We start from the raw sequence: 21,696 nt of genomic DNA on the forward strand, positions 1-21,696 counted from the left end.
CTCGGATGCACTGTAGAATCGCCGGTTCAGGGCCGCTAGAGCCCGAATCCGAGGAAAAAATGAGAACAATACGGTGGGTCTTCACGGGTGTCGCTGTGGTCGCGGTGGGCAGCGCGATTGCGTCATGGGTGTCGCCGAACTTCGACGACGCGCAGGCGAACTCCGACCGGCAGACGGTCAACTGCCTCTCAAGCCGCTTAACGCTGGACGATAAAAAGCAGATCGCGCAATTCGCCGATACCAACGACTTCGATTCACTCTGGCGCGTGTACGACCGCATCTTCCCCGACTGCGTCGTGCGCGGCGATCAGCGGGAGCGAAAGGCCGACCTCGAGGCGAGCGCGTGGCGGCTCCTGTCTTCCGAGCGCGAATTCACGCGGCTGCGCGAAGCGAACGCGGCGCTGGCGGCGGCCGGCCACCTTTGAACATTGGCCCGGGTTGTTTGGGCGCAAACCCGGGCTCAATCGCGGGCTCAACGCCGCGTGCATCGATCCGTCCCCCGCAACCCCCACGGCTATAATGCGCGGATGAACGCACACCATCAGACCTTTGATGCCGCCGTGATCGGCGGCGGGCTCGTCGGCAAGACCGCGGCGCTGGCGCTGACGCAAGGCGGACTGCGCGTGGCGCTGCTCGCGCAACCTTGCGCGGCGCTGCCCGCCGGCGCCGCCTTCGATTCGCGGGTCTACGCGCTGTCGTCGAGCTCACAGGCTTTGCTGGAGCGGTTGCGAGTGTGGCAGGCGCTCGATCTGGCGCGGCTCGGGCCGGTGTACGACATGCGCGTCTACGGCGACGCGCACGCCGAACTGCATTTCTCCGCGTTCCAGGCTTCCGTGCCGCAACTGGCTTGGATCGTCGAATCGTCGGTGATCGAGCGTGCGCTGGATGCGGCGCTGCGCTTCCAGCCGAATCTCACCTGGATCGACACGCGCGCCCAGGCGCTCGACTTCACCGCGGACAGCGCCAGCGTCGGCCTCGCCAACGGCAACGTGCTCGACGCCGATCTGGTGGTCGGCGCGGACGGCGCGCATTCGTGGGTGCGCGCGCAAATCGGCTCGAAAATGGTCCGGCGCGACTACAAGCAAACCGGCGTGGTCGCCAATTTCAAGGCGGAAAAACCGCACAGCGAAACCGCGTACCAATGGTTCAAGGACGGCGAGATCATCGCGCTGCTGCCCATGCCGGACGGTCACGTCTCGCTGGTCTGGTCGGCGCGCACCGAGCACGCGGAGCAGCTGGTCGCGCTCGATCCGGCGCAGCTCGCCGCTGAAGTGGAACGCGTGACCGGCGGCCAGTTCGGCGCGCTCGATTGCGTGACGCCGGCGCAAGGCTTCCCGCTCGCGCTGCAAACGGTCGACCGGCTGGTGGCGCCGCGCGTCGCGCTGGTCGGCGACGCCGCGCACCTGATTCACCCGTTGGCCGGGCAGGGCATGAACCTCGGTTTGCGCGACGTCGCGGCGCTCGCCGACACCGTCGCCGGCAAGGAGTCGTTCCGCGATCTCGGCGACATGGTGCTGCTGCGCCGCTACGAACGCTCGCGCCGCGAGGACATCCGCGCGCTGATGATCGCCACCGACGGCCTGCAAAAACTCTTCTCCGTCCCCGGTCCGTTTGCCAAGGTGTTGCGCAACACCGGCATGGCGTTTGTCGGGGCGCAGCCGTTCATCAAACGCTGGCTGGTGTCGGCCGCGCTGGGTTGAAGCATCCGGCCGGCATGCCGCGGCCGGCGAGACAGGTATCATGAACGGATGGACGCCGTTCCAGTCAGACCGGAAACGTCAGGAAACGAGCACTGCGCGCATTGCGCGATCGAACCAGGAATTCAGCATGAAAAAAACTTTCCGCATGGCAGCCGCCGTGCTTGCCATCGCCGCCGTCACGATCGGCTGCTCCGCGCAGGCCGACCAGACCACCGACAAGCTCAAGGCCACGCTGCAAACACGTCTCGCCGATGTGTCGATCAAGAGCGTGACGAAGTCGCCGATTGCCGGCCTGTACGAAGTGAACCTCGGCACGCAGATCGTCTATAGCGACGCGAATGGCGATTACCTGATGCTCGGTGACATGGTCGACGCCAAGACCCGCAAGAATCTGACCGAAGCGCGTCTGGCGGAAACCAACCGTATCGATTTCGCGAGCCTGCCGTTCGGCAACGCGGTGAAGGTCGTGAAGGGCAACGGCGCGCGCAAGATCGCCGTGTTCTCCGATCCGAACTGCCCGTACTGCAAGCAGCTCGAAACGACGCTCAAGTCGATCGACAATGTGACGGTCTACACCTTCCTCTACCCGGTGCTGTCACCGGATTCGACTGCCAAGTCGAAGTCGATCTGGTGCTCGGCGGATCGCGCGAAGGCGTGGGAATCGTGGATGCAGGATCACCAGGCGCCCACCGCCGCCGGCACCTGCGACACCGCCGCGATCGACAAAAACCTGGCGCTCGGCCACGCCATGAACGTCGACGGCACGCCTACAGTGTTTCTCGCCGACGGGCGCCGTCTACCGGGCGCCGTGCCGGCTGACCGGCTGGACAAGGAAATGTCCGCGGTGCACTGAGCACGCACGACAAACCAAGCAAAGGAGGCGCGTCGTGCGCCTCCTTTCGCATCAAGCCCGAACATCCCCGCCTGACCTCTTCTAATTGCCGCCGATGAAGCCGATCCGCTACACCATCGTTCCCAAACAACCCGCCGCGCATCTGTTCGAAGTCACCGTGACCGTCGCCGATCCCGATCCGGCCGGCCAGCGTTTCATGCTGCCGGTGTGGATTCCGGGCAGCTACATGGTGCGCGAGTTCGCGCGCAACATCGTGATGTTGCGCGCTTTCAACGACGCGGGCCGCAAGGTGCGTGTCGAAAAGACCGACAAGCACACATGGCAAGCCGCGCAGGTCAAGGGCGCGCTGACGCTGCGCTACGAGGTCTATGCGTGGGATCTGTCGGTGCGCGCGGCGCATCTCGACGATACGACGGGCTTTTTCAACGGCACGAGCGTGTTTCTCTCGCCGCTCGGTCACGAAGCGGCGCAGTGCGTGGTCGATATCCAGAAGCCCGAGGGGGCGGCCTATCGCAACTGGCGTGTCGCGACCGCGTTGCCGGAAGCGCGTGGTACGAAGCGGTATGGCTTCGGCGAGTATCGCGCGCAGAACTACGACGAGCTGATCGATCATCCGGTCACGCTCGGCGAATTCGCACTGGCGACGTTCAAGGCGCATGGCGTGCCGCACGACATCGTGATCGCCGGGCGCGTGGTCGGGCTCGACATGGCGCGTCTGTCCGCCGACCTGAAGCGCATTTGCGAAGCGCAGATCGCATTGTTCGAGCCGAAGTCGAAGAAGGCGCCGGTGGATCGCTACGTGTTCATGACCCAAGCCGTCACCGATGGTTATGGTGGCCTCGAACACCGCGCTTCGACCGCGCTGATCTGCAATCGCGGCGATCTGCCGGTAGAAGGCCGCGAGGCGCTGACCGAAGGCTATCGAACTTACCTCGGCCTGTGCAGCCACGAATATTTCCACACCTGGAACGTGAAACGCATCAAGCCTGCGGTGTTCGCGCCGTACGATCTGAGTGTCGAAAACTACACGTCGCTGCTGTGGCTGTTCGAGGGTTTCACCTCTTACTACGACGACCTGATCCTCGTGCGCAGCGGGCTGATCTCGCAGGACGACTATTTCGGCATGCTCGGCAAGGTGATCGGCGGCGTGCAGCGCGGCAGCGGGCGTCTCAAGCAGACCGTCGCCGAAAGCTCGTTCGACGCGTGGGTCAAGTACTACCGGCAGGACGAGAACGCGCCGAACGCGATCGTCAGCTATTACACCAAGGGCTCGCTGGTCGCGCTCGCGTTCGATCTGACGATCCGCGCGCAAACCAATAACCGCAAATCCCTCGACGACGTGATGCGTTTGCTGTGGCAGCGCTTCGGCCGCGATTTTTATCGTGGCCAACCGGTCGGCGTCGACGAAAGTGAGATCGAGGCGCTTTTCGCGGAAGCAACCGGCGCGAACCTGGCCGAGCTGTTTGCCGAAGCTGTGCACGGCACGCGCGATCTGCCGCTCGACACGCTGCTCGCGCCGTTCGGTGTCGACATCGCGCCCGAATTGGACAAAAACGGCAAGCCGTCGCTCGGCGCGCGCGTGCGCGGCGGCGCGGACTGCACGCTGGCGGCGGTTCATGACGGCAGCGCCGCGCAAAAAGCCGGACTCTCGGCCGGCGACGTGCTGATCGCGCTCGACGGTCTGCGCGTAACCGGCTCGAATCTTGACGGGCTGCTCGCGCGCTATCAGCCGGGCGCGAAAGTCGAGGTTCACGCGTTCCGCCGGGACGAGCTGCGCACGGCGCAAGTCAAGCTGGACGGGCCCGAGGTGGCGCGCTACAAGCTCACCGCCAGCGACAAGCGGCCCGCCGCGCGCAAGGCGCGTGAGCGCTGGCTGGCTAGCTGATCGTCGTCCGGGCCGCCTTCAATGGACGGCCCGGACCAGCGGATTGTTCTACCAGTGCAACAATCCGTCGCCGCCGGATGGCTTGTTCCGGGTGCGGCAAAAAACCACAATGGCTCCATTCGCGCAACACTGCGCGCCCCAACTGGAGTCAACCATGACCACGATCCTGCAAATCAACTCGGCAGCCCGTTCGCAAGGCGCAAACTCGACGCTGCTCGTCAACGAACTGACCGCCAAGCTGCAACAATCGAATCCGGGCGCGCAAGTCGTCGTCCGTAATCTGCAAGCTGAGCCGCTGCCCCACCTGGACGACGCCGTCCTCGGCGCGTTCTTCACGCCGGCCGACCAACGCACCGCCGAGCAAGCCGCGATCGCCGCGCGCAGCGAAGCGCTGATCGCCGAACTGCAGGCCGCCGACATCGTCGTGATCGGCGCGCCGATGTACAACTTCGGCATCTCGTCGCAACTGAAGACGTACTTCGACTTCATCGCCCGTGCCGGTATCACGTTCGCGTACACGGCGAATGGTCCGGAAGGTCTCGTGAAGGGCAAGAAGGTCTACGTCGTGTCGGCACGCGGCGGCAAGTATCTGGGCACGCCGAACGACAGCCAGACGCCGTACCTGAAGAGCTTCCTCGGCTTCCTCGGCATGACCGACGTGAACTTCATCTACGCTGAAGGCCTGAACATGGGCCCGGACGCTGCAGGTGCCGCGCTGGCTTCGGCACGTGAAGCGATCGCTGCCGCGTAACCTGGCTGCGCCGCTTCGAAGCGGCGGATAGCCTGCTGGAATGAAAACGCCACGGATCTTTGAGTCCGTGGCGTTTTTGCTTTGAGGCACAGCGGCTGTGTGATGCTCGATGCCTATCGCCGTCGGTTTTTACGCCAGCATTTGCGCTTCGTCGGGCAAACGCCAGTCGATCGGTTCGCGGCCGTGCTGCGCAAGATAGTCGTTGGCCTTCGCAAAATGCCCGCAACCGAGAAAACCGCGATGCGCCGACAGTGGCGACGGATGCGGCGCTTCCAGCACGCAATGCGACTTCCCGCCGAGCAGCGCGCGCTTGGCTTGCGCATGCGCGCCCCATAGCATGAACACCAGGCCGTCATGGCGCATGGCCAGTTCATGGATCAGCGTGTCGGTGCATTTTTCCCAGCCGCGTTTCGCGTGGCTGGCGGCTGAGTCACGCTCGACGGTCAGCACGGTGTTCAGCAGCAGCACGCCTTGCTTCGCCCATGTGTCGAGACAGCCGTGACGCGGCGTCTCGTGGCCGAGGCTGGCGGCGATCTCCTTGAAAATATTGCGCAGCGAAGGCGGCGTGCGCACGTTCGGCGCCACGGAGAACGCGAGTCCGTGCGCTTGCGGTGTGCCGCGGTCTTCGCCGTGATACGGGTCCTGGCCGAGGATCACGACTTTGACGTCGTCGGGACTGGTCAGACGCAGCGCGCGGAAGACGTCGGCGGGATAGACGGTTTTGCCGGCGGCGCGTTCACCGTCGACGAAACGGCAGAGCGGCGCGTAGGCGTCGCTTTCGATGAACGGTTTGAGATGCGCGCGCCACGCGGGCGGCAGGGCGTCGAATTGCGCTTCGAGCGTCGGCGGCGGCGCACTCGCGCCGGATTGCTGCGGCTGGGTGGTCGTCATGACAGCCTTGGCTGGTGTGGGTGTGGCGTCGCCGAACAGCGAAGCTTGCGACGGATTGGAGCGGGTACGGGAAGCGGAGGTCATGGCGGGGAAGTGTCGCAGCAAACGCGGCGTTGCTCAAGGTGTAGGCGGCGCGCCTTGGCGCGCTTGCCCAGTCGCTTTACCGCGCCTCAGCCAGCCCGCAACTTATAACCGCGCTGCGCCTTGCTGATATTGTCCGGCGCGAGGCCGGCTATCTGCTTGCCGAGTTCCGCCGCGAGCGTGTGAAGCGCGGCTTCGTCACCCGACTTCAGTTCGAGCTCGACTTCCGAGATCGGCGCGCGGCGCGTTTCGCCTTCGACCTCGGCGAACACGTCGCCTTGATCGATGGCCGCTTCGATGTCCGAGCCGTCGACTTCGACATGCCACAGCGTCCGGGTGAAATTCGTGCGGAACAGTTCTGTCAGCTCAGGCGCGGCTTGACGCAAAGCGTCTGCGGCGGACGGCTCGTCGCAGTCGCGCAGCAACGCGTCGATCTCCAGTTTTTCACCGGCCACCGGCATTTCCCATTCATGCCGGCTGTGCAAACCTTCCTTGGCGTTGCCCACCGTCTTGAAAGTTTGCAGCCAGCCGTCCGGCGTCTGCCGCAAACGCAAGGCGCTTTTCGAACCCGCCAGCGCCAACGCAGGCGTGTCGAAGTAAATATTCACCAGCTTGATCGGACGACCCTGCGCCCCGGTGCGAGCGACGAACCAACGCGTCGCCGCTTTCACCTGCGCGGGCGGCAGCGCCAGCTTGATTTCGTTTTCCATGCCCATGATCTGCTCCGCTACGTGCGCCGCGTGCCGCGTTTTGACACCGTGCTCAGAAAAACATCCGCGCAAGCTCCACGCCCGGCTCGTCCGCGCGCATGAACGCCTCGCCGACGAGGAACGTGTGCACGTCCATTGCACGCAGGCGCTCCACATCGGCGCGCGACAGAATACCCGACTCCGTGACGACGATGCGGTCGTCCGGAATCGCTTCGAGCATGCCGATCGTCGTTTCGATCGAAGTCTCGAAGGTGCGCAGATTGCGGTTGTTGATGCCGATCAGCGGCGTTTTCAGCGTGAGCGATTCCATCAGCTCGTCGCGATCGTGCACTTCGACGAGCACGGCGAGACCGAGCGAATGCGCGAGCGCTTCGAGGTCCTGCATCTGCGAAGTTTCGAGTGCGGCGGCGATCAGCAGGATCGCGTCGGCGCCCATCGCGCGCGCTTCGACGATCTGGTACGGATCGACAATGAAGTCCTTGCGCAGCACCGGCAAATTGCAGGCCGCGCGCGCTTCCTGCAGATACGCGACGCTGCCCTGAAAGAACTGCGCGTCGGTGAGCACGGACAGGCAGGCCGCGCCGTGTTTTTCGTACGAACGCGCGATCTCGGCCGGCACGAAGTGCTCGCGCAACACGCCTTTCGACGGGCTCGCTTTCTTGACTTCGGAAATCACCGCGGCGAGGCCTGCCGTGTGTTTCGCGCGCAATGCGCCGACGAAGTCGCGAATGTCGCGCGACGATGCTTCGAGGCGCAGCTCTTCGAGCGGCGCGCTCTGTTCGGCCGCGCGGACTTCTTCGCGTTTGACCGCGATGATACGGTCGAGGATGTCGCTCATAAGTGTCTCGCTACGTTGATTGCTACTTGATCACTGCTTGAATTGCTGGGTGAAGCGAACGAGTTCGTCGACCTTGGCTCGCGCCTTGCCGCTCGCGATCGCTTCGCGCGCCAACTGAATGCCGTCCGCGATCGACGAAGCCACGTTCGCCGAATACAAGGCGGTGCCTGCATTCAGCGTGACGATTTCGCGGGCGACGCCCGGCTTGTTGTCGAGCGCGTCGAGCAGCATCGCTTTGGATTCGGTGGCGTCGGCCACTTTCAGCGTACGGTTCGACACCATCTGCATGCCGAAGTCTTCCGGATGAATCTCGTACTCGTGGATCTGGCCGTCGCGCAACTCGCCGACTTGCGTCGCCGCGCCGAGCGAGACTTCGTCCATGCCGTCCATACCGTACACCACCAGCACGTGCTTCGCGCCGAGACGCTGCATCACGCGCACCTGAATGCCGACGAGGTCGCCGTGAAACACGCCCATCAATTGATTGGGTGCGCCGGCCGGATTGGTCAGCGGCCCGAGAATATTGAAGATGGTCCGCACGCCGAGTTCGCGGCGCACCGGCGCGATGTTCTTCATGGCCGGGTGATGGTTCGGCGCGAACATGAAGCCCATGCCGGTTTCCGCAATCGACGCCGCCACCTGCTCCGGTTGCAAGTCGATATTCACGCCGAGCGCTTCAAGCACGTCCGCGCTGCCCGACTTGCTCGAAACGCCGCGGCCGCCGTGTTTCGCGACCTTGGCGCCGGCCGCGGCCGAAACGAACATGGTTGCCGTGGAAATGTTGAAGGTGTGCGAACCGTCGCCGCCGGTGCCGACGATATCGACGAAGTTCGAGTTGTCCGGCACTTCGACGTGCCGGGCAAACTCACGCATCACCGTGGCGGCGGCGGTGATTTCGCCGATGGTCTCTTTTTTGACGCGCAAGCCGGTGATGATCGCCGCCGCCATCACGGGCGAGAGTTCGCCGCGCATGATGAGCCGCATCAGATGCAGCATTTCGTCGTGGAAAATTTCGCGGTGCTCGATGGTCCGTTGCAGCGCTTCCTGGGGCGTAATCGTCATGATGTCGTCTCTTTTCATCAAGCGTTGCGATTGGACGTTTGCGCGCCGGCGAGCTTCGACTGCTTCACGAAGTTTTCGAGCAGCGCGTGGCCGTGTTCGGACAGAATCGATTCAGGGTGGAACTGCACGCCTTCGACGGCCAGTTCCTTGTGACGCACGCCCATGATCTCGCCGTCTTCAGTCCACGCGGACACTTCCAGGCAGTCGGGCAGGGATTCGCGTTCGATCGCGAGCGAGTGATAGCGGGTTACCACGAAGTGTTTCGGCAGGTCGGCGAATACGCCTTTGCAGTCGGTTTCGATCGTGCTGACCTTGCCGTGCATGATGGTTTGCGCGCGCACCACGCGCCCGCCGAAGGCCTCGCCGATGGCCTGATGGCCGAGGCAGACGCCGAGAATCGGCGTCTTGCCGCTGAATTCGCGCAGCACGTCGAGCGTGATGCCGGCGTGTTGCGGATTGCTCGGGCCGGGCGACAGGCAGATGCGCTCCGGGTTGAGCTTCGCGATTTCGTCCAGCGTGATTTCGTCGTTCCGATAGGTGCGCACGTCTTCGCCGAGTTCGCCGAAGTATTGCACCAGGTTGTAGGTGAACGAGTCGTAGTTGTCGATCATGAGCAGCATGGTGTGTCTCCGGTCAGAAGTCGCTATCGAGGCCGTCTTGAACTTGCTCGGCGGCGCGCAACACGGCGCGCGCCTTGTTCTCGGTCTCTTGCCATTCGGATTCCGGCACCGAATCCGCGACTACACCCGCTGCCGCCTGCACATACAGATTGCCGTTCGCGATCACGCCGGTGCGGATCGTGATGGCCAGATCCATTTCACCGGTGAACGACAGGTAGCCGACGGCACCGCCGTACAGGCCGCGTTTCACTGGTTCCAGTTCGTCGATCAGTTCCATCGCGCGGACCTTCGGCGCACCCGACAGCGTGCCGGCCGGGAAGGTAGCGCGCAGCACGTCGAAATTGGTGGTGCCGGGTTTCAGCTTGCCTTCGACCGAACTCACGATGTGCTGCACATGCGAGTACTTTTCGATCACCATCTTGTCGGTGACGACCACCGAGCCTATCTGCGCGATGCGGCCCACGTCGTTACGCGCGAGGTCGATCAGCATGACGTGTTCGGCGATTTCCTTCGGGTCGTTCAGCAGTTCGGTGGCGAGTTCGGCGTCGCGTTCCGGCGTATTGCCACGCGGACGCGTGCCGGCGAGCGGCCGGATCGTGACGATGCGATCCTCGCCGCGCTTTTCCTGGCGCACCAGGATTTCCGGCGATGCACCCACCACGTGGAAGTCGCCGAAATTGTAGTAGTACATATACGGCGACGGGTTCAACGAGCGCAGCGCGCGGTACAGCGAGAGCGGATTGTCGCGGTACGGCTTGGTCAGGCGCTGGCCGACCTGCACCTGCATCAGTTCGCCAGCGGCAATGTATTCCTTCGCCTTGCGCACGGCCGCCAAGTAATCGTCTTTGGCGAACTCGCGGTAGGTCTCGGTGCGCACGCTGGCTGACGTGACCGGCGGTTGCACGGTCGCGCGCAAGCGCTGACGCAGTTCGCGCAGACGCTGTTTGGCTTTCGTGTAGGCCTCGGGCTGCGTCGGATCGGCGTAGACCACGAGGTAAAGCTTGCCCGCAAGGTTGTCGATCACCGCGACTTCTTCAGTCAGCAGCAACTGGATGTCGGGCAGATTCAGATCGTCTTTCGGCGTCGTGTGCGCAAGTTTTTTCTCGATGTAGCGCACCGCGTCGTAGCCGAAATAGCCGGCCAGACCGCCCGCGAAGCGCGGCAAGCCGGGGCGCTGCGCCACTTTGAAGCGGCCCTGGAATTGCTGGATGAATTCGAGCGGGTCGCCCTCGTGCGTCTCGACGACCTTGCCGTCGCGCACGACTTCCGACACGCCGTTGCGGGTGCGCAGCAGCGTGCGCGCCGGCAGTCCGATGAACGAATAGCGGCCGAAACGTTCGCCGCCCACCACCGACTCCAGCAGGAACGAGTTGGCGCCGTTGCGCTCGCTCTGCGCGAGCTTCAGGTAGAGCGAGAGCGGCGTTTCGAGGTCGGCGAGCGCTTCGGCGATCAGCGGAATGCGGTTGAAGCCCTCATTGGCGAGGGACTGGAATTCGAGTTCGGTCATGTTCCGATCCTGTACGGTGATCCGGCGCCAGCATGCGTCGGACAAAACGGGTCATTGCGCGGCCGGTCAGGCGTTCGTTCGACGTGTCGACAGATGATACCGACCGGCGCGAGTTTCCCATCGACGCGTGCAAGGGATTTCAGCGCACAACGGTACTTTGCGGGTACGCGCAGGCCGAATCAACCGATGCAGCGAAACAAGATGATGGAAAAAACGCGTGAGCGCAGCGAAGTAAAAAACGGTTGCCGAAGACGAGCTTCAGCGTACCTCAGGCGAGGTTAGCGCGACCAGCGACGCCAGGGCCAGGCTCCCCGGTCGATGCTAATCAGACTCCGTTTTTTATTCAGAAACATGAGGATGAAGGACTTTTCAGGTCGTGGATTGGTGCGCTGCGATCGCCTTGGCGGCGTCGAGCAGCGAGCCAACTATACCATCGGATTTTATTGTTTGTATAGCTTGGCCGTGGTTGTAGCCGTAGGGCACCGTGAGCGTCGCCATGCCGGCCGCACGGCCCGCCAGCGCGTCGTTTTCCGAATCGCCGATGGCCACCGTGGCCTGCGGCTCGACGCCCAACTGCGCCGCCGCGGTGAGCATGGGCAGCGGATCCGGCTTCTTTTTCGCCAGACTGTCGCCGCCGATCACGACGCTGAAATACTGGGCCAGCCCATACTGCTGCAGCAATTCCACCGCGAACCGATGCGGTTTGTTGGTCACGCAGGCGAGCTTGAGGCCGGCGTCGCGCATGGCGATCAGGCCGGCTTCGACATCGGGATAGAGCCGCGTGTGCGTGCCGTTGATCTTCGCGTATTCCTCCTGATAGATCGCGAGCGCTTCGTCGAAGCGGTCTTGCGCGTGCTCCGTTTCGAAGCGCGGCGCCAGCACGCTGCGGATCAGATGCTCCGAACCCTTGCCGACATAACCGACCACTTCTTCGCGCGACGTTTCTTCCGCGTCGAGTTGCGCGAGCATGCCGTTCAGGCCGGCGGTGAAGTCGTCGGCGGTATCGATCATCGTGCCGTCGAGGTCGATGATCGCGGCTTGCAGGCGTGGGCCGGTGAAAGTCGGGGCGGGGAACGGAGTGGTCATTGTGCGTCGATTCTTTAGTGCTGGATGTTGGCGAGTGCCGCGCGCATCTTCTCGATCACGACCTTGTGATCCGGCTGGCCGAAGATCGCCGAGCCGGCCACGAAGGTGTCCGCGCCGGCCGCCGCGATTTCGGCGATGTTCTCGACCTTCACGCCGCCGTCCACTTCCAGATGAATCTCGCGGCCGGTGCGTTCCTTGTATTCGTTGATGCGCTTGCGTGCTTCGCGCAACTTGACGAGCGCCTCGGGAATGAACGACTGGCCGCCGAAGCCCGGATTCACCGACATGATCAGCACGAGATCGACTTTGTCCATCACGTAGTCCAGATGGCTCAGCGAGGTGGCCGGGTTGAACACGAGGCCGGCCTTGCAGCCGTGGTCGCGGATCAGCGACAGCGTGCGGTCGATATGGTCCGAGCCTTCCGGGTGAAAGCTGATCAGATTCGCGCCGGCCTTGGCGAAGTCTGGCACGATGCGGTCGACCGGGCGCACCATCAGATGCACGTCGATCGGCACGTCGACGTGCGGGCGGATCGCCTCGCAGACGAGCGGACCGATGGTCAGGTTCGGCACGTAATGGTTGTCCATCACGTCGAAGTGAATCCAGTCGGCGCCGGCGGCGACAACGTTGCGGACTTCTTCCCCGAGGCGGGCGAAGTCGGCTGACAGAATGCTTGGAGCGATGCGGAATTGCGTCATGGCGGGGGCGGAGGCAAGCGGGGAAAGCGCCATTTTACCGTTTTGTGCGCGGGCGTTCCGGTTCGCGGACGCTTTCGGGCGCGAACCTTCGTTCAAGCGGCGAATGTGACAAAACGCCTTAGTGGCCCTTGGCCAAAGGGATTTGTCCGGTTGCGGGCGTGGCGCGCATCAAGCAGAATGCCAAAACCATCAGCGCCGTATCGCCAACGCGCCCGCAAACCATTGGCGTTCGGGCTTTCCCGCGATTTTTCACACCCCGTTTCAGCAGACCGGAATCAGGATGAGCCAGTACGAATTCAGCGTCTCGGCGCAGGTGCAATATCTGCCCGAAGAGTCGGACCCGGAGCGCCGCCAGTATGCATTCGCATATACGCTGACCATCCGTAACACCGGCCAGGTGCCCGCGCAATTGATCGCGCGTCATTGGGTCATCACCGACAGCGACAAGAGCGTGCAGGAAGTGAAGGGCTTGGGCGTGGTCGGACATCAGCCGTTGCTCAAGCCGGGCGAGCATTTCGAGTATACGAGTTGGGCGGTGATCGCCACGCCGGTCGGCACCATGCGCGGAGAGTACTTCTGCGTGGCCGAGGACGGCGAGCGTTTCGACGCGCCAGTGCCGGAGTTCATCCTGCGCATGCCGCGTACGTTGCATTGAACCGAGGGCGCGGCCCGCGGTCTTTAAGAAGCTCAACGCGCGGTTGAACGCGCAGCTCTACTGCGATTTTTGCTGCTTCTGTTGTTCACTTGCGTTGGCGCGCGCCGCTTTCTTCTTGCCGGACGACGTCCATACAACGATAAAGACGAGCAGGAAGAGCGCGAGGAGCGACTCCAGCGCGAAGATGAGCATCGGGTATTCGTCGAACAGATCAGACATGGCGGTTTCCATCAAGAACGAACATTGTATGCGTTTTGTCCGCACGGCCGGAGCATGGCTCGGAGCGCTTTCGGTTGCGGTGATGCTGGCGTCCTGCGGCGGCGGCGGCGCGGTCCGGCCCTCGGTTTCGCCACCCACGGGCGCAGCGATCATACCCGGACAGATTGCCGCGACACGGCTAACTGCCGTTGCCTGGCAGCAGGTGCCGGGTTGGCAGGACGACTCGTTGATCGGCGCGACGGCCGCGTTGCGGCAAAACTGCGCGAGGCTCGCGCGTCAACCGAACTGGGCGCGCGCCTGTGCCGCAGCCTCGCAAATCGACGACCTCGACGTCACCAGTGCGCGGGCTTTTTTTGAAGCCTATTTCACGCCCTTTCAACTTGCGAATACCGACGGCACGCTCGACGGATTAGTCACCGGTTACTACGAGCCGTTGCTGCGTGGTTCTCGCACTCGGCACGGCGTGTATCAGACCGCGTTGTATCGCTGGCCGGCGAGTTATCGCGCGGGCGCGCCGCTGCCGGCGCGTGCGCAACTCGAGCGCGCGGGTGTGCTCAACGGTAACGAACTCGTGTGGGTCGACGATCCTATCGAAGCGTTCTTCCTGCAAGTGCAGGGCTCCGGGCGCATCGTGATGGAAGACGGCAGCGTGATGCGTCTCGGCTTTGGCGGGACTAACAACCAGCCGTACAGGTCGATCGGACGCTGGCTACTGGACCGCGGCGAACTCACGCCCGCGCAGGCGACCATGCAGGGCATCAAGGCGTGGGCGCGCGCGAACCCGACGCGCGTCGATGCGTTGCTCGATACGAATCCGCGCTTCGTGTTCTTCCGCGAGATGCCATCCGGCGAGAGCGCGCCGGGCGGTGGCGCGGACGGACCGATCGGCGCGTTGGGTGTGCCGTTGACACCGGAGCGGTCGATCGCGGTCGATCCGACTTCGATCCCACTCGGTACGCCGGTGTTCTTGCAGACCACGCGTCCGTTGACGAATTCGCCGATGAATCGCCTCGTCTTCGCGCAGGACACAGGTTCCGCGATTAAAGGCGGCGTGCGCGCCGATTACTTCTGGGGCCTCGGCGACGACGCCGGCGATCTGGCCGGCAAGATGAAGCAGGGCGGCCGTATGTGGTTGTTACTGCCGAATTCTTGAGGTCTAGTGGTGGACGTTACGTTTAACGCCGCCGCTAGTTCTGGTTGATGCGATCCGTAAGCGGCGCGGCGAGCGAGGCCGCGCTACTTATTGGTCAGCTGCACATTGTTTCTGGCGTGGCGGGTCGCTTCGGTCGCGCGCGCAAACGGATACGACGCATGCATGGTGCTGCATGCGTCGCGTAAAGGCGCTAGTCGTCACAGCCCCAACTTACGCTTGTCCACCACGCGCCGCGCCTTGCCTACCGAACGCTCGATGCCATTCACAGCCAGCACGTTCACCACCGCGCTCACGCCGATCAGCGCCTTGATGTCGTAGGCCAGCGCCTGCTTGGCCGTGCTCAACGCGGCCGTATCCGGCGCCGATTCCGGGCAAGGCTCGACGTTCAACGTCAACACGTCGAGCGGGCCTTCCTTGGTCAGCACGATCTGATAGTGCGGCGCGAGTGCACGCTGTTTGAGCAGCAATTCTTCGATTTGCGTCGGGAACACGTTCACGCCGCGCACGATCATCATGTCGTCTGAGCGGCCGGTGATCTTTTCCATCCGCCGCATGGTGCGGGCGCTGCCCGGCAGCAGACGCGTGAGGTCGCGCGTGCGGTAACGGACGATCGGCAGCGCTTCTTTGGTCAGCGACGTGAACACCAGTTCGCCGAGCTCGCCGTCCGGCAGCACCTCACCGGTTTCGGGATCGATGATCTCGGGATAAAAGTGATCTTCCCAGATGGTCGGGCCGTCTTTCGTTTCCACGCACTCCGACGCGACACCCGGACCCATCACTTCGGACAGACCGTAGATGTCGACAGCATCGATGCCCATGCGCTTTTCGATCGCCTGACGCATGTCGTTGGTCCACGGCTCCGCGCCGAAGATGCCGATGCGCAGCGAACAATTGGCCGGGTCGACGCCTTGCCGCTCGAGTTCGTCCGCGATCGAGAGCATGTAGCTCGGCGTCACCATGATGATGTCCGGCCGGAAGTCCTGGATCAGTTGCACCTGCTTTTCAGTCTGACCGCCGCCGAACGGGATCACGGTGAGCCCCGCGCGCTCGGCGCCGTAGTGCGCGCCGAGACCGCCCGTGAACAGACCGTAACCGTAACTGATATGAACCTTGTCGCCGCGCTTCGCGCCGGCGGCGCGGACCGAACGCGCGACGAGGTTCGCCCAAGTGTCGATATCGCGCGCCGTGTAGCCGACCACGGTCGGCTTACCTGTCGTACCGGACGACGCGTGAATCCGCGAAATCTGGTCCTGCGGCACGGCGAACATCCCGAACGGGTAGCTGTCGCGCAGATCCTTCTTGGTGGTGAAGGGGAAGCGCGCCAGATCCGCGAGGGTTTTCACTTCACTCGGATGAACACCGGCTTCTTCGAATTTGTGCCGATAAACCGGCGAGTTTTCATAAGCGTGATTCAACGACCATTTAAGCCGTTCAAGTTGAAGCGCGGCAAGTTCGTCGCGGCTGGCGGTCTCGATCGGATCGAGCGGAAGGGCGGTGGTCATCGAATGTCTCCTTGCTGCCTCAATGCTTGGGTCTGGTATACGTGCACTTGCGCGCAAAAAACCGGGGGCTGGCTGCTGTTTAACGGTGTGGCGGCGAAGAGCCGCCGCCGAGCCGGGAATCTGTCATGCGTTTGCTGCGAGGTTGCGGTTATCAGTCGCCTGTTGGAACCAGGTTGCCTTTGATTTGCGCCGATTTGCCGCGGAACATCGCGACGGTTTCTTCGGCACGGTTCGTCACGCGAATGTCGTAGATGCCGGTTCGGCCACTCAACGTTTGCTCGACGGCTTCCGCCGTCAAAACGTCGCCGCCTTTCACAGGCCGTAGAAACTCGATTGAGCAGCCGGCTGCAACTGTGTTGATGTTGTACGTATTGCAGGCGAACGCGAACGTCGAATCCGCGAGCGTGAATATCAGGCCGCCGTGGCAAATCTGATGGCCGTTCAGAAAGTCGGCGCGAACGGCCATGCGCAGGCGCGCGTATCCGGGGCGTACTTCGACGATTTCGAGGCCGAGCGCGCGGCTGCACGCATCGTTCTCGTACATCGCGGCAGCAGTGGCGCGGGCGAGTTCGTCGGGCGTCATCTGATCGGGGTGATTGGCTTGCGTGGACATGTTCAACGGCCCTCGAAGCGCGGTGCGCGCTTTTCAACGAAGGCTTGCACGCCTTCCGCGTAATCGTGGGAAGCCCCCAATTCGCGTTGCAAATCGCGTTCGAGATCGAGTTGCTGATCGAGCGTTTGCGTCGCGCCCGCACGCATGGCCCGCTTGATGGCGGCGATGGCGCGCGTGGGTTGTTGCGCAAGTTGGGCCGCGAGTTTCGCCGCGGTGGCAGCGAGCTCCGCGTCGTCGACTGCTTGCCAGATCAAGCCCCAGCTCTCGGCTTTTTCTGCGCTGAGTTTGTCGCCGGTGATGGCGAGCCCCAGCGCGCGAGCCATTCCGACACGCTGCGGCAGGAACCATGTGCCGCCCGAGTCCGGCACCAGGCCGATCTTCACGAACGCCTGAATGAAGCTGGCGGAGCGGGCCGCGAGCACGAGGTCGCACGCGAGCGCGAGATTGGCGCCTGCGCCGGCAGCCGTGCCGTTCACCGCGGCGATGACGGGCAGCGGCAATGCTTGCAGGCGGCGAATCAGCGGATTGAAATGTTGCTCGATCAGTTCACCCAGATCGGTCATGGCGCCAGGAGTGAAGTCGAGGTCGGCGAGGTCTTGGCCGGCGCAAAAGCCGCGGCCCGCGCCGGTAAGCACGAGCGCGCGTGCGCCGGATGTTTCGACCTGATCGAGCGCGGCGCTCAGTTCGTGATGCATCGCGCGCGTGAAGCTGTTGAGCTTGTCCGGCCGGTTCAGCGTGATGGTTGCGACATGGCTCGATGCGTCGATGTCCAGGCGAATCGCTTCATATGACATTGGGTGTCTCCTCAAAGTCTCTGTGACCGATGAGCGCTGCGGCGCTGACGTCAGAGCCGCTCGATGACCAGCGCGATGCCCTGGCCCACGCCAATGCACATCGTGCAAAGCGCAAAGCGACCGTTGGTCCGCTCAAGTTGGTACAGCGCGGTCGTGATCAGACGCGCGCCCGAAGCACCCAGCGGATGGCCGAGTGCAATGGCTCCGCCGTTCGGGTTGACGCGCGGGTCGTCGTCGCGCAGACCGAGCGTACGCAGAACAGCGAGACCTTGCGATGCGAAGGCTTCGTTCAACTCGATCACATCGAGTTGTTCGAGCGTCATGCCGAGTTGCTTCAACAGTTTTTGCGTGGCCGGCGCCGGGCCGATACCCATGATGCGCGGCTCGACTCCCGCCGTTGCCATGCCCACCACGCGGGCACGGCGGCGCAGCCCGTATTGATCGGCCGCCTGCTGGTTAGCTAGCAACAACGCGCACGCGCCGTCGTTCACGCCCGACGCATTGCCGGCCGTCACGCTACCGTCCGGGCGAACCACGCCTTTAAGCTTGCCCAAACTTGCGAGCGACGTTTCGCGCAGGTGCTCATCGAGCAGCACGCGCACAGGGTCACCTTTTTTCTGCGCGATTTCGACGCCGACAATCTCCTGGGCCAGCGTGCCATCCTGCTGGGCGCGAGCGGCCTTTTGCTGGCTCGCTAGCGCGAACGCATCCTGATCCGCGCGGCTCACGCTGAATTCGACGGCGACGTTTTCCGCGGTTTCAGGCATCGAATCGACGCCATATTGGCGTTTCATCAGCGGATTGATGAAGCGCCAGCCGATGGTCGTGTCGTAAATGTCGGCTTGGCGCGCGAACGCACTGGTCGCCTTGCCCATGACAAACGGCGCGCGTGTCATGCTTTCGACGCCGCCGGCGATCATCAGGCGCGCTTCGCCCGCCTTGATCGCGCGCGCGGCGGTGCCGACCGCGTCCATACCCGAGCCGCACAAGCGGTTGATGGTTGAGCCGGGTGCCTCAACAGGCAAGCCGGCCAGCAACGCCGACATACGGGCGACGTTGCGATTGTCTTCGCCGGCCTGATTCGCGCAGCCATAAATGACATCGTCTACAGCGCGCCAGTCGACGCCGGGATTGCGTTCGATCAACGCCTTGATCGGCACCGCGCCGAGGTCGTCGGCGCGGACATCCTTGAGTGCGCCGCCGTAGCGGCCAATTGGAGTGCGAATCGCATCGCAAATGAAGGCGTCGTTCATATGGATTCCTGCAGGGGGTGGACCGGCGTGAGGTGCCGATCCGATGTCTCATGTTAGTTGGGGTGCACAGCCCGGTCCATTCGGCCAAACGGCATAGGACGAAGCCGTGCTTTGTCTTATGCCATTCAGCCAGCTACCGCCGGCGCCGCTTTCGGTTCAACATGAACGCGGCTTTGAACTACGCGGAAGCGATTCGCGACGAAAGCTGCGTCAGCCAGCGCGGCATTTGCCGCCGGGTTTGCGCCCGTACCGTGGAAGTCCGAGAACGCTGCCGACTGATTGACGAACACACCGCCGGTCAGATTGATCGACAAGGCCACGCCGCCGCGGATCGAGGCTTCGTGCGCATCGTCGAGCACCGCTTCGTCCGTGCTGTACACCGACAGTGTCAGCGCGCCGTGCTCGGCGGCGATTGCACCGGCGAGATCCAGCGACTGCGCGGTCGAGTCCGTTGCGATCACGAATGAGATCGGCCCGAACCACTCTTTGGTGAACTGCGCATGGTCGGTTGCGGCATCCAGTTGAAGTACGAGCGGCGTGCGTACGCGGGCGCCGGCGAAAGCGGGATGTTCGAGCGTCAAGCTTTCAACGAGAACGCGGCCGAGCTTTGCGGCTTCGTCGATGCGTTGGGTCACGCCTCCGTTCTGAATCGCGCCGAGCAGTTCGACAGCGCGAGCCGGGTCGGCGACGAGTTTTTGCACGGCGCCGGCAATGGCTTGGGCAACTTCGTCAAAACTGAGCGTGCCTTCTGCCGTGCGGATGCCACCGCGTGGCACGTAGATGTTTTGCGGCGCGGTGCACATCTGGCCCGAGTACAGCGCGAGCGAGAAGGCAATGTTGCGAGCCGCGGCCTTGATGTCGTCGACCGAGTCGATCACGATCTGGTTCACGCCGGCTTTTTCGGTGTAGACCTGGGCCTGGTGCGCATTGCGCTCGAGCCACGTGCCGTTTTGCGTGCTGCCCGTGAAGTCGATGAGTTTGATTTCGGGGCGCAGGGCCAGGTCCTGGACGAGTGCGCCGTCGTTCGGTTCGGTCGCCAGCAAGGTGACGAGGTTCGGATCGAAACCCGCTTCGCGCAAAACGTCGCGCGCGATTCGTACGGTCAGCGCCAGCGGCAGAATTGCGCCCGGATGCGGCTTGACGATGACCGTGTTGCCCGTGGCCAGATCGGCGAAGAGGCCCGGATAACCGTTCCACGTCGGGAAGGTGCAGCAGCCGAGGACGAGGCCGGTGCCGCGCGGCACGACGGTGTAACGCTTGTGCATGGCGAGCGGCGGATTCTTGCCTTGCGGTTTTTCCCAATGGGCGTCGCCGGGAATGCGGCGCAATTGGTCCCACGCATACACGACGGCCTCGAGCGCGCGGTCTTGTGCGTGCGGGCCGCCGGCCTGGAAGGCCATCATGAATGCCTGGCCGGTCGTGTGCATCACGCTGTAGCCAATTTCAAAGCTGGCGCGATTCACGCGGGCAAGGATTTCGAGGCACACGCCGATCCATGCCTGCGGGCCTGCAGCGCGCCATTCGCGTTGGGCAGCGGTGGCAGCCGCGATCAGGGCGGCGGGGTCCGCCTTCGGGTAGCGCACGCCGAGAGGGAATCCGAACGGTGAGACTTCTGCGCCGACGGTTTCGCCCGTCGAGGGTTGGTCTAGTTGGAACGTCGCGTTGAGATGCGCTTTGAATGCGGCTTCGCCGTCCGCGTTAGCCGTTTCCCCGTACACTTTCGGACTGGGCATTTCGACGAACGGGCTCCAGTAGCCGCGCGTTTCAACCGCGGTGAGTGCCTTTTGCAGCGTGTCTTCGTGCTTGGTGAATAGCGGATGTGTCATGGCAGAGGGGGCTTGGCTGTACGTGCGTTGGGAAAAGCCTGTCGAATAATTGACCGACCGGTTGGTTGGTGAATGGTAGCATTATTAAGATGACCGCGCGAAGTGTTTTCGCGCGCGATTTTTCTAACTTTAGGAGGCGGCATGGCTTACGAGAATATTCTTGTTGAGACGCGGGGACGGGTCGGCTTGGTCACGTTGAATCGTCCGAAGGCATTGAACGCTCTGAACGACGCGTTGATGGACGAATTGGGGGCGGCGTTGCGCGAGTTCGATGCCGACGACGCGATCGGCGCGATCGTGGTCACGGGCAGCGAAAAGGCGTTCGCGGCCGGTGCTGACATCGGCATGATGTCCACCTATACCTATATGGATGTCTACAAGGGCGACTACATCACCCGCAACTGGGAGGCCGTCCGCTCCATTCGTAAGCCGATTATTGCGGCGGTGGCCGGCTTCGCGCTCGGCGGTGGCTGCGAGTTAGCGATGATGTGCGACATCATTTTCGCCGCCGACACGGCAAAGTTCGGCCAGCCGGAAATCAAGCTCGGCATCATGCCGGGCGCCGGTGGTACGCAGCGCTTGCCGCGCGCCGTCTCCAAGGCGAAGGCGATGGACCTTTGCCTGACCGCGCGATTCATGGATGCCGCCGAAGCCGAGCGCGCCGGATTGGTATCGCGTGTAATTCCGGCTGCATCGCTGGTCGAAGAGGCAATAGCCGCGGCTGCGACGATTGCCGAATTCCCGTTGCCGGCCGTAATGATGGTGAAGGAATCGGTCAACCGCGCCTATGAGACGACGCTCGCTGAAGGCGTGCATTTCGAGCGCCGCCTGTTCCATTCCCTCTTCGCCACCGAAGACCAGAAGGAGGGTATGGCCGCGTTTGTTGAGAAGCGCAAACCGGTTTTCAAGCATCGTTAATACGCTTGTCAAAATAACGCTTGCAAGGCGGGGTGTGGGTCGCTAGAATCTCGCTCTTTCGTGCTTCGGACAACGGGGCGC

The 21,696-nt window shown here is 63.3% G+C and carries 22 protein-coding genes; 8 read left to right on the forward strand and 14 right to left on the reverse strand.

The genetic code is table 11. From position 1 onward, the window contains the following. Positions 1-95 precede the first annotated feature (95 nt). The 5 genes from ACFSNN_RS40320 to ACFSNN_RS40340 all read left to right on the forward strand — a co-directional run bounded on the left by ACFSNN_RS40320 (position 96) and on the right by ACFSNN_RS40340 (position 5,189). A complete protein-coding gene (locus tag ACFSNN_RS40320) occupies positions 96-425 on the forward strand; it encodes a hypothetical protein (RefSeq protein ID WP_377688774.1) in 330 nt (109 codons plus the stop codon). 102 nt (positions 426-527) lie between these two features. Beyond that, the gene (locus ACFSNN_RS40325; protein ID WP_134457727.1) at positions 528-1,700 is read left to right on the forward strand and encodes a UbiH/UbiF family hydroxylase; all 1,173 of its coding nucleotides are present in this window, start codon (positions 528-530) and stop codon (positions 1,698-1,700) included. A 127-nt stretch (positions 1,701-1,827) separates the two neighbouring features. Next, on the forward strand, positions 1,828-2,553 hold the full coding sequence (locus ACFSNN_RS40330) for a DsbC family protein (RefSeq protein ID WP_134457728.1): 726 nt from the start codon (positions 1,828-1,830) through the stop codon (positions 2,551-2,553). A gap of 94 nt (positions 2,554-2,647) precedes the next feature. Next, positions 2,648-4,438: a M61 family metallopeptidase gene (locus ACFSNN_RS40335; RefSeq protein ID WP_134457729.1), complete on the forward strand. Its 1,791-nt coding sequence runs from the start codon at positions 2,648-2,650 to the stop codon at positions 4,436-4,438. Positions 4,439-4,592: 154 nt separating this feature from the next. After that, on the forward strand, positions 4,593-5,189 hold the full coding sequence (locus ACFSNN_RS40340) for an FMN-dependent NADH-azoreductase (RefSeq protein WP_134457730.1): 597 nt from the start codon (positions 4,593-4,595) through the stop codon (positions 5,187-5,189). Between the two features lie 129 nt (positions 5,190-5,318). Here ACFSNN_RS40340 and ACFSNN_RS40345 read toward each other — a convergent pair whose 3' ends face one another. From ACFSNN_RS40345 to rpe, 8 genes are all read right to left on the reverse strand, one after another. After that, positions 5,319-6,164, reverse strand: a complete 846-nt coding sequence (locus ACFSNN_RS40345; protein ID WP_134457731.1) for a uracil-DNA glycosylase — start codon at positions 6,162-6,164, stop codon at positions 5,319-5,321. Positions 6,165-6,250: 86 nt separating this feature from the next. Continuing rightward, complete coding sequence (locus ACFSNN_RS40350; protein WP_134457732.1) at positions 6,251-6,877, reverse strand: CYTH domain-containing protein; 627 nt, start codon at positions 6,875-6,877, stop codon at positions 6,251-6,253. A 46-nt stretch (positions 6,878-6,923) separates the two neighbouring features. After that, entirely contained in the window at positions 6,924-7,709 is a 786-nt protein-coding gene (gene trpC / locus ACFSNN_RS40355; protein WP_134457733.1) for an indole-3-glycerol phosphate synthase TrpC, read from the reverse strand. A 30-nt stretch (positions 7,710-7,739) separates the two neighbouring features. Then, complete coding sequence (gene trpD / locus ACFSNN_RS40360; protein WP_134457734.1) at positions 7,740-8,771, reverse strand: anthranilate phosphoribosyltransferase; 1,032 nt, start codon at positions 8,769-8,771, stop codon at positions 7,740-7,742. A gap of 17 nt (positions 8,772-8,788) precedes the next feature. After that, positions 8,789-9,391: an aminodeoxychorismate/anthranilate synthase component II gene (locus tag ACFSNN_RS40365; RefSeq protein WP_012434448.1), complete on the reverse strand. Its 603-nt coding sequence runs from the start codon at positions 9,389-9,391 to the stop codon at positions 8,789-8,791. A 13-nt stretch (positions 9,392-9,404) separates the two neighbouring features. After that, positions 9,405-10,898, reverse strand: coding sequence for an anthranilate synthase component I (trpE, locus tag ACFSNN_RS40370; RefSeq protein WP_134457735.1), 1,494 nt, complete (start codon positions 10,896-10,898; stop codon positions 9,405-9,407). A gap of 369 nt (positions 10,899-11,267) precedes the next feature. Continuing rightward, positions 11,268-11,984: a phosphoglycolate phosphatase gene (locus ACFSNN_RS40375; RefSeq protein WP_134457736.1), complete on the reverse strand. Its 717-nt coding sequence runs from the start codon at positions 11,982-11,984 to the stop codon at positions 11,268-11,270. A gap of 14 nt (positions 11,985-11,998) precedes the next feature. Beyond that, a complete protein-coding gene (gene rpe, locus ACFSNN_RS40380; RefSeq protein WP_134459088.1) occupies positions 11,999-12,682 on the reverse strand; it encodes a ribulose-phosphate 3-epimerase in 684 nt (227 codons plus the stop codon). Between the two features lie 280 nt (positions 12,683-12,962). On the opposite strand from rpe, the gene apaG reads away from it, so the two are divergent. Beyond that, positions 12,963-13,337: a Co2+/Mg2+ efflux protein ApaG gene (apaG, locus tag ACFSNN_RS40385; protein ID WP_012434444.1), complete on the forward strand. Its 375-nt coding sequence runs from the start codon at positions 12,963-12,965 to the stop codon at positions 13,335-13,337. 57 nt (positions 13,338-13,394) lie between these two features. On the opposite strand, the gene ACFSNN_RS40390 is transcribed toward apaG, so the two are convergent. Next, positions 13,395-13,556: a hypothetical protein gene (locus ACFSNN_RS40390; protein ID WP_012434443.1), complete on the reverse strand. Its 162-nt coding sequence runs from the start codon at positions 13,554-13,556 to the stop codon at positions 13,395-13,397. Between the two features lie 28 nt (positions 13,557-13,584). On the opposite strand from ACFSNN_RS40390, the gene mltA reads away from it, so the two are divergent. After that, entirely contained in the window at positions 13,585-14,709 is a 1,125-nt protein-coding gene (mltA, locus tag ACFSNN_RS40395; RefSeq protein WP_134457737.1) for a murein transglycosylase A, read from the forward strand. A gap of 197 nt (positions 14,710-14,906) precedes the next feature. Here the strand turns inward: mltA and paaK are convergent, their stop codons facing one another. The 5 genes from paaK to paaN form a co-directional block, all read right to left on the reverse strand. Continuing rightward, positions 14,907-16,211 carry a phenylacetate--CoA ligase PaaK gene (gene paaK / locus ACFSNN_RS40400; RefSeq protein ID WP_134457738.1) on the reverse strand — a complete coding sequence of 435 codons (1,305 nt, stop codon included), beginning with the start codon at positions 16,209-16,211 and terminating at the stop codon, positions 14,907-14,909. A gap of 151 nt (positions 16,212-16,362) precedes the next feature. Further along, a complete protein-coding gene (gene paaI, locus ACFSNN_RS40405; RefSeq protein ID WP_134457739.1) occupies positions 16,363-16,824 on the reverse strand; it encodes a hydroxyphenylacetyl-CoA thioesterase PaaI in 462 nt (153 codons plus the stop codon). A 2-nt stretch (positions 16,825-16,826) separates the two neighbouring features. Then, positions 16,827-17,618 (reverse strand): 2-(1,2-epoxy-1,2-dihydrophenyl)acetyl-CoA isomerase PaaG, encoded by a 792-nt coding sequence (gene paaG, locus ACFSNN_RS40410; protein ID WP_134457740.1) that lies wholly within the window; start codon positions 17,616-17,618, stop codon positions 16,827-16,829. A 50-nt stretch (positions 17,619-17,668) separates the two neighbouring features. Continuing rightward, positions 17,669-18,871: a 3-oxoadipyl-CoA thiolase gene (pcaF, locus tag ACFSNN_RS40415; RefSeq protein ID WP_134457741.1), complete on the reverse strand. Its 1,203-nt coding sequence runs from the start codon at positions 18,869-18,871 to the stop codon at positions 17,669-17,671. 125 nt (positions 18,872-18,996) lie between these two features. Beyond that, positions 18,997-20,697 (reverse strand): phenylacetic acid degradation protein PaaN, encoded by a 1,701-nt coding sequence (paaN, locus tag ACFSNN_RS40420; protein ID WP_134457742.1) that lies wholly within the window; start codon positions 20,695-20,697, stop codon positions 18,997-18,999. A 141-nt stretch (positions 20,698-20,838) separates the two neighbouring features. Between paaN and ACFSNN_RS40425 the strand changes: the two genes are divergently transcribed. Then, on the forward strand, positions 20,839-21,615 hold the full coding sequence (locus ACFSNN_RS40425; RefSeq protein ID WP_134457743.1) for an enoyl-CoA hydratase: 777 nt from the start codon (positions 20,839-20,841) through the stop codon (positions 21,613-21,615). Positions 21,616-21,696: the final 81 nt, after the last annotated feature.

Source organism: Paraburkholderia dipogonis (assembly GCF_042680985.1).
GTDB classification, from domain to species: Bacteria; Pseudomonadota; Gammaproteobacteria; order Burkholderiales; family Burkholderiaceae; genus Paraburkholderia; species Paraburkholderia phytofirmans.

What these genes read in the sequence shown, in the direction of transcription:
- apaG (WP_012434444.1), top strand. Translation starts at nt 12,963, where the DNA reads ATGAGCCAGTACGAATTCAGCGTCTCGGCGCAGGTGCAATATCTGCCC.
- ACFSNN_RS40390 (WP_012434443.1), bottom strand. Translation starts at nt 13,556, where the DNA reads ATGTCTGATCTGTTCGACGAATACCCGATGCTCATCTTCGCGCTGGAG.
- ACFSNN_RS40365 (WP_012434448.1), bottom strand. Translation starts at nt 9,391, where the DNA reads ATGCTGCTCATGATCGACAACTACGACTCGTTCACCTACAACCTGGTG.
- trpC (WP_134457733.1), bottom strand. Translation starts at nt 7,709, where the DNA reads ATGAGCGACATCCTCGACCGTATCATCGCGGTCAAACGCGAAGAAGTC.
- ACFSNN_RS40345 (WP_134457731.1), bottom strand. Translation starts at nt 6,164, where the DNA reads ATGACCTCCGCTTCCCGTACCCGCTCCAATCCGTCGCAAGCTTCGCTG.
- trpD (WP_134457734.1), bottom strand. Translation starts at nt 8,771, where the DNA reads ATGACGATTACGCCCCAGGAAGCGCTGCAACGGACCATCGAGCACCGC.
- pcaF (WP_134457741.1), bottom strand. Translation starts at nt 18,871, where the DNA reads ATGAACGACGCCTTCATTTGCGATGCGATTCGCACTCCAATTGGCCGC.
- ACFSNN_RS40325 (WP_134457727.1), top strand. Translation starts at nt 528, where the DNA reads ATGAACGCACACCATCAGACCTTTGATGCCGCCGTGATCGGCGGCGGG.
- ACFSNN_RS40425 (WP_134457743.1), top strand. Translation starts at nt 20,839, where the DNA reads ATGGCTTACGAGAATATTCTTGTTGAGACGCGGGGACGGGTCGGCTTG.
- ACFSNN_RS40335 (WP_134457729.1), top strand. Translation starts at nt 2,648, where the DNA reads ATGAAGCCGATCCGCTACACCATCGTTCCCAAACAACCCGCCGCGCAT.
- rpe (WP_134459088.1), bottom strand. Translation starts at nt 12,682, where the DNA reads ATGACGCAATTCCGCATCGCTCCAAGCATTCTGTCAGCCGACTTCGCC.
- ACFSNN_RS40330 (WP_134457728.1), top strand. Translation starts at nt 1,828, where the DNA reads ATGAAAAAAACTTTCCGCATGGCAGCCGCCGTGCTTGCCATCGCCGCC.
- paaI (WP_134457739.1), bottom strand. Translation starts at nt 16,824, where the DNA reads ATGTCCACGCAAGCCAATCACCCCGATCAGATGACGCCCGACGAACTC.
- mltA (WP_134457737.1), top strand. Translation starts at nt 13,585, where the DNA reads ATGCGTTTTGTCCGCACGGCCGGAGCATGGCTCGGAGCGCTTTCGGTT.
- trpE (WP_134457735.1), bottom strand. Translation starts at nt 10,898, where the DNA reads ATGACCGAACTCGAATTCCAGTCCCTCGCCAATGAGGGCTTCAACCGC.
- paaN (WP_134457742.1), bottom strand. Translation starts at nt 20,697, where the DNA reads ATGACACATCCGCTATTCACCAAGCACGAAGACACGCTGCAAAAGGCA.
- paaK (WP_134457738.1), bottom strand. Translation starts at nt 16,211, where the DNA reads ATGACCACCGCCCTTCCGCTCGATCCGATCGAGACCGCCAGCCGCGAC.
- paaG (WP_134457740.1), bottom strand. Translation starts at nt 17,618, where the DNA reads ATGTCATATGAAGCGATTCGCCTGGACATCGACGCATCGAGCCATGTC.
- ACFSNN_RS40350 (WP_134457732.1), bottom strand. Translation starts at nt 6,877, where the DNA reads ATGGGCATGGAAAACGAAATCAAGCTGGCGCTGCCGCCCGCGCAGGTG.
- ACFSNN_RS40340 (WP_134457730.1), top strand. Translation starts at nt 4,593, where the DNA reads ATGACCACGATCCTGCAAATCAACTCGGCAGCCCGTTCGCAAGGCGCA.
- ACFSNN_RS40375 (WP_134457736.1), bottom strand. Translation starts at nt 11,984, where the DNA reads ATGACCACTCCGTTCCCCGCCCCGACTTTCACCGGCCCACGCCTGCAA.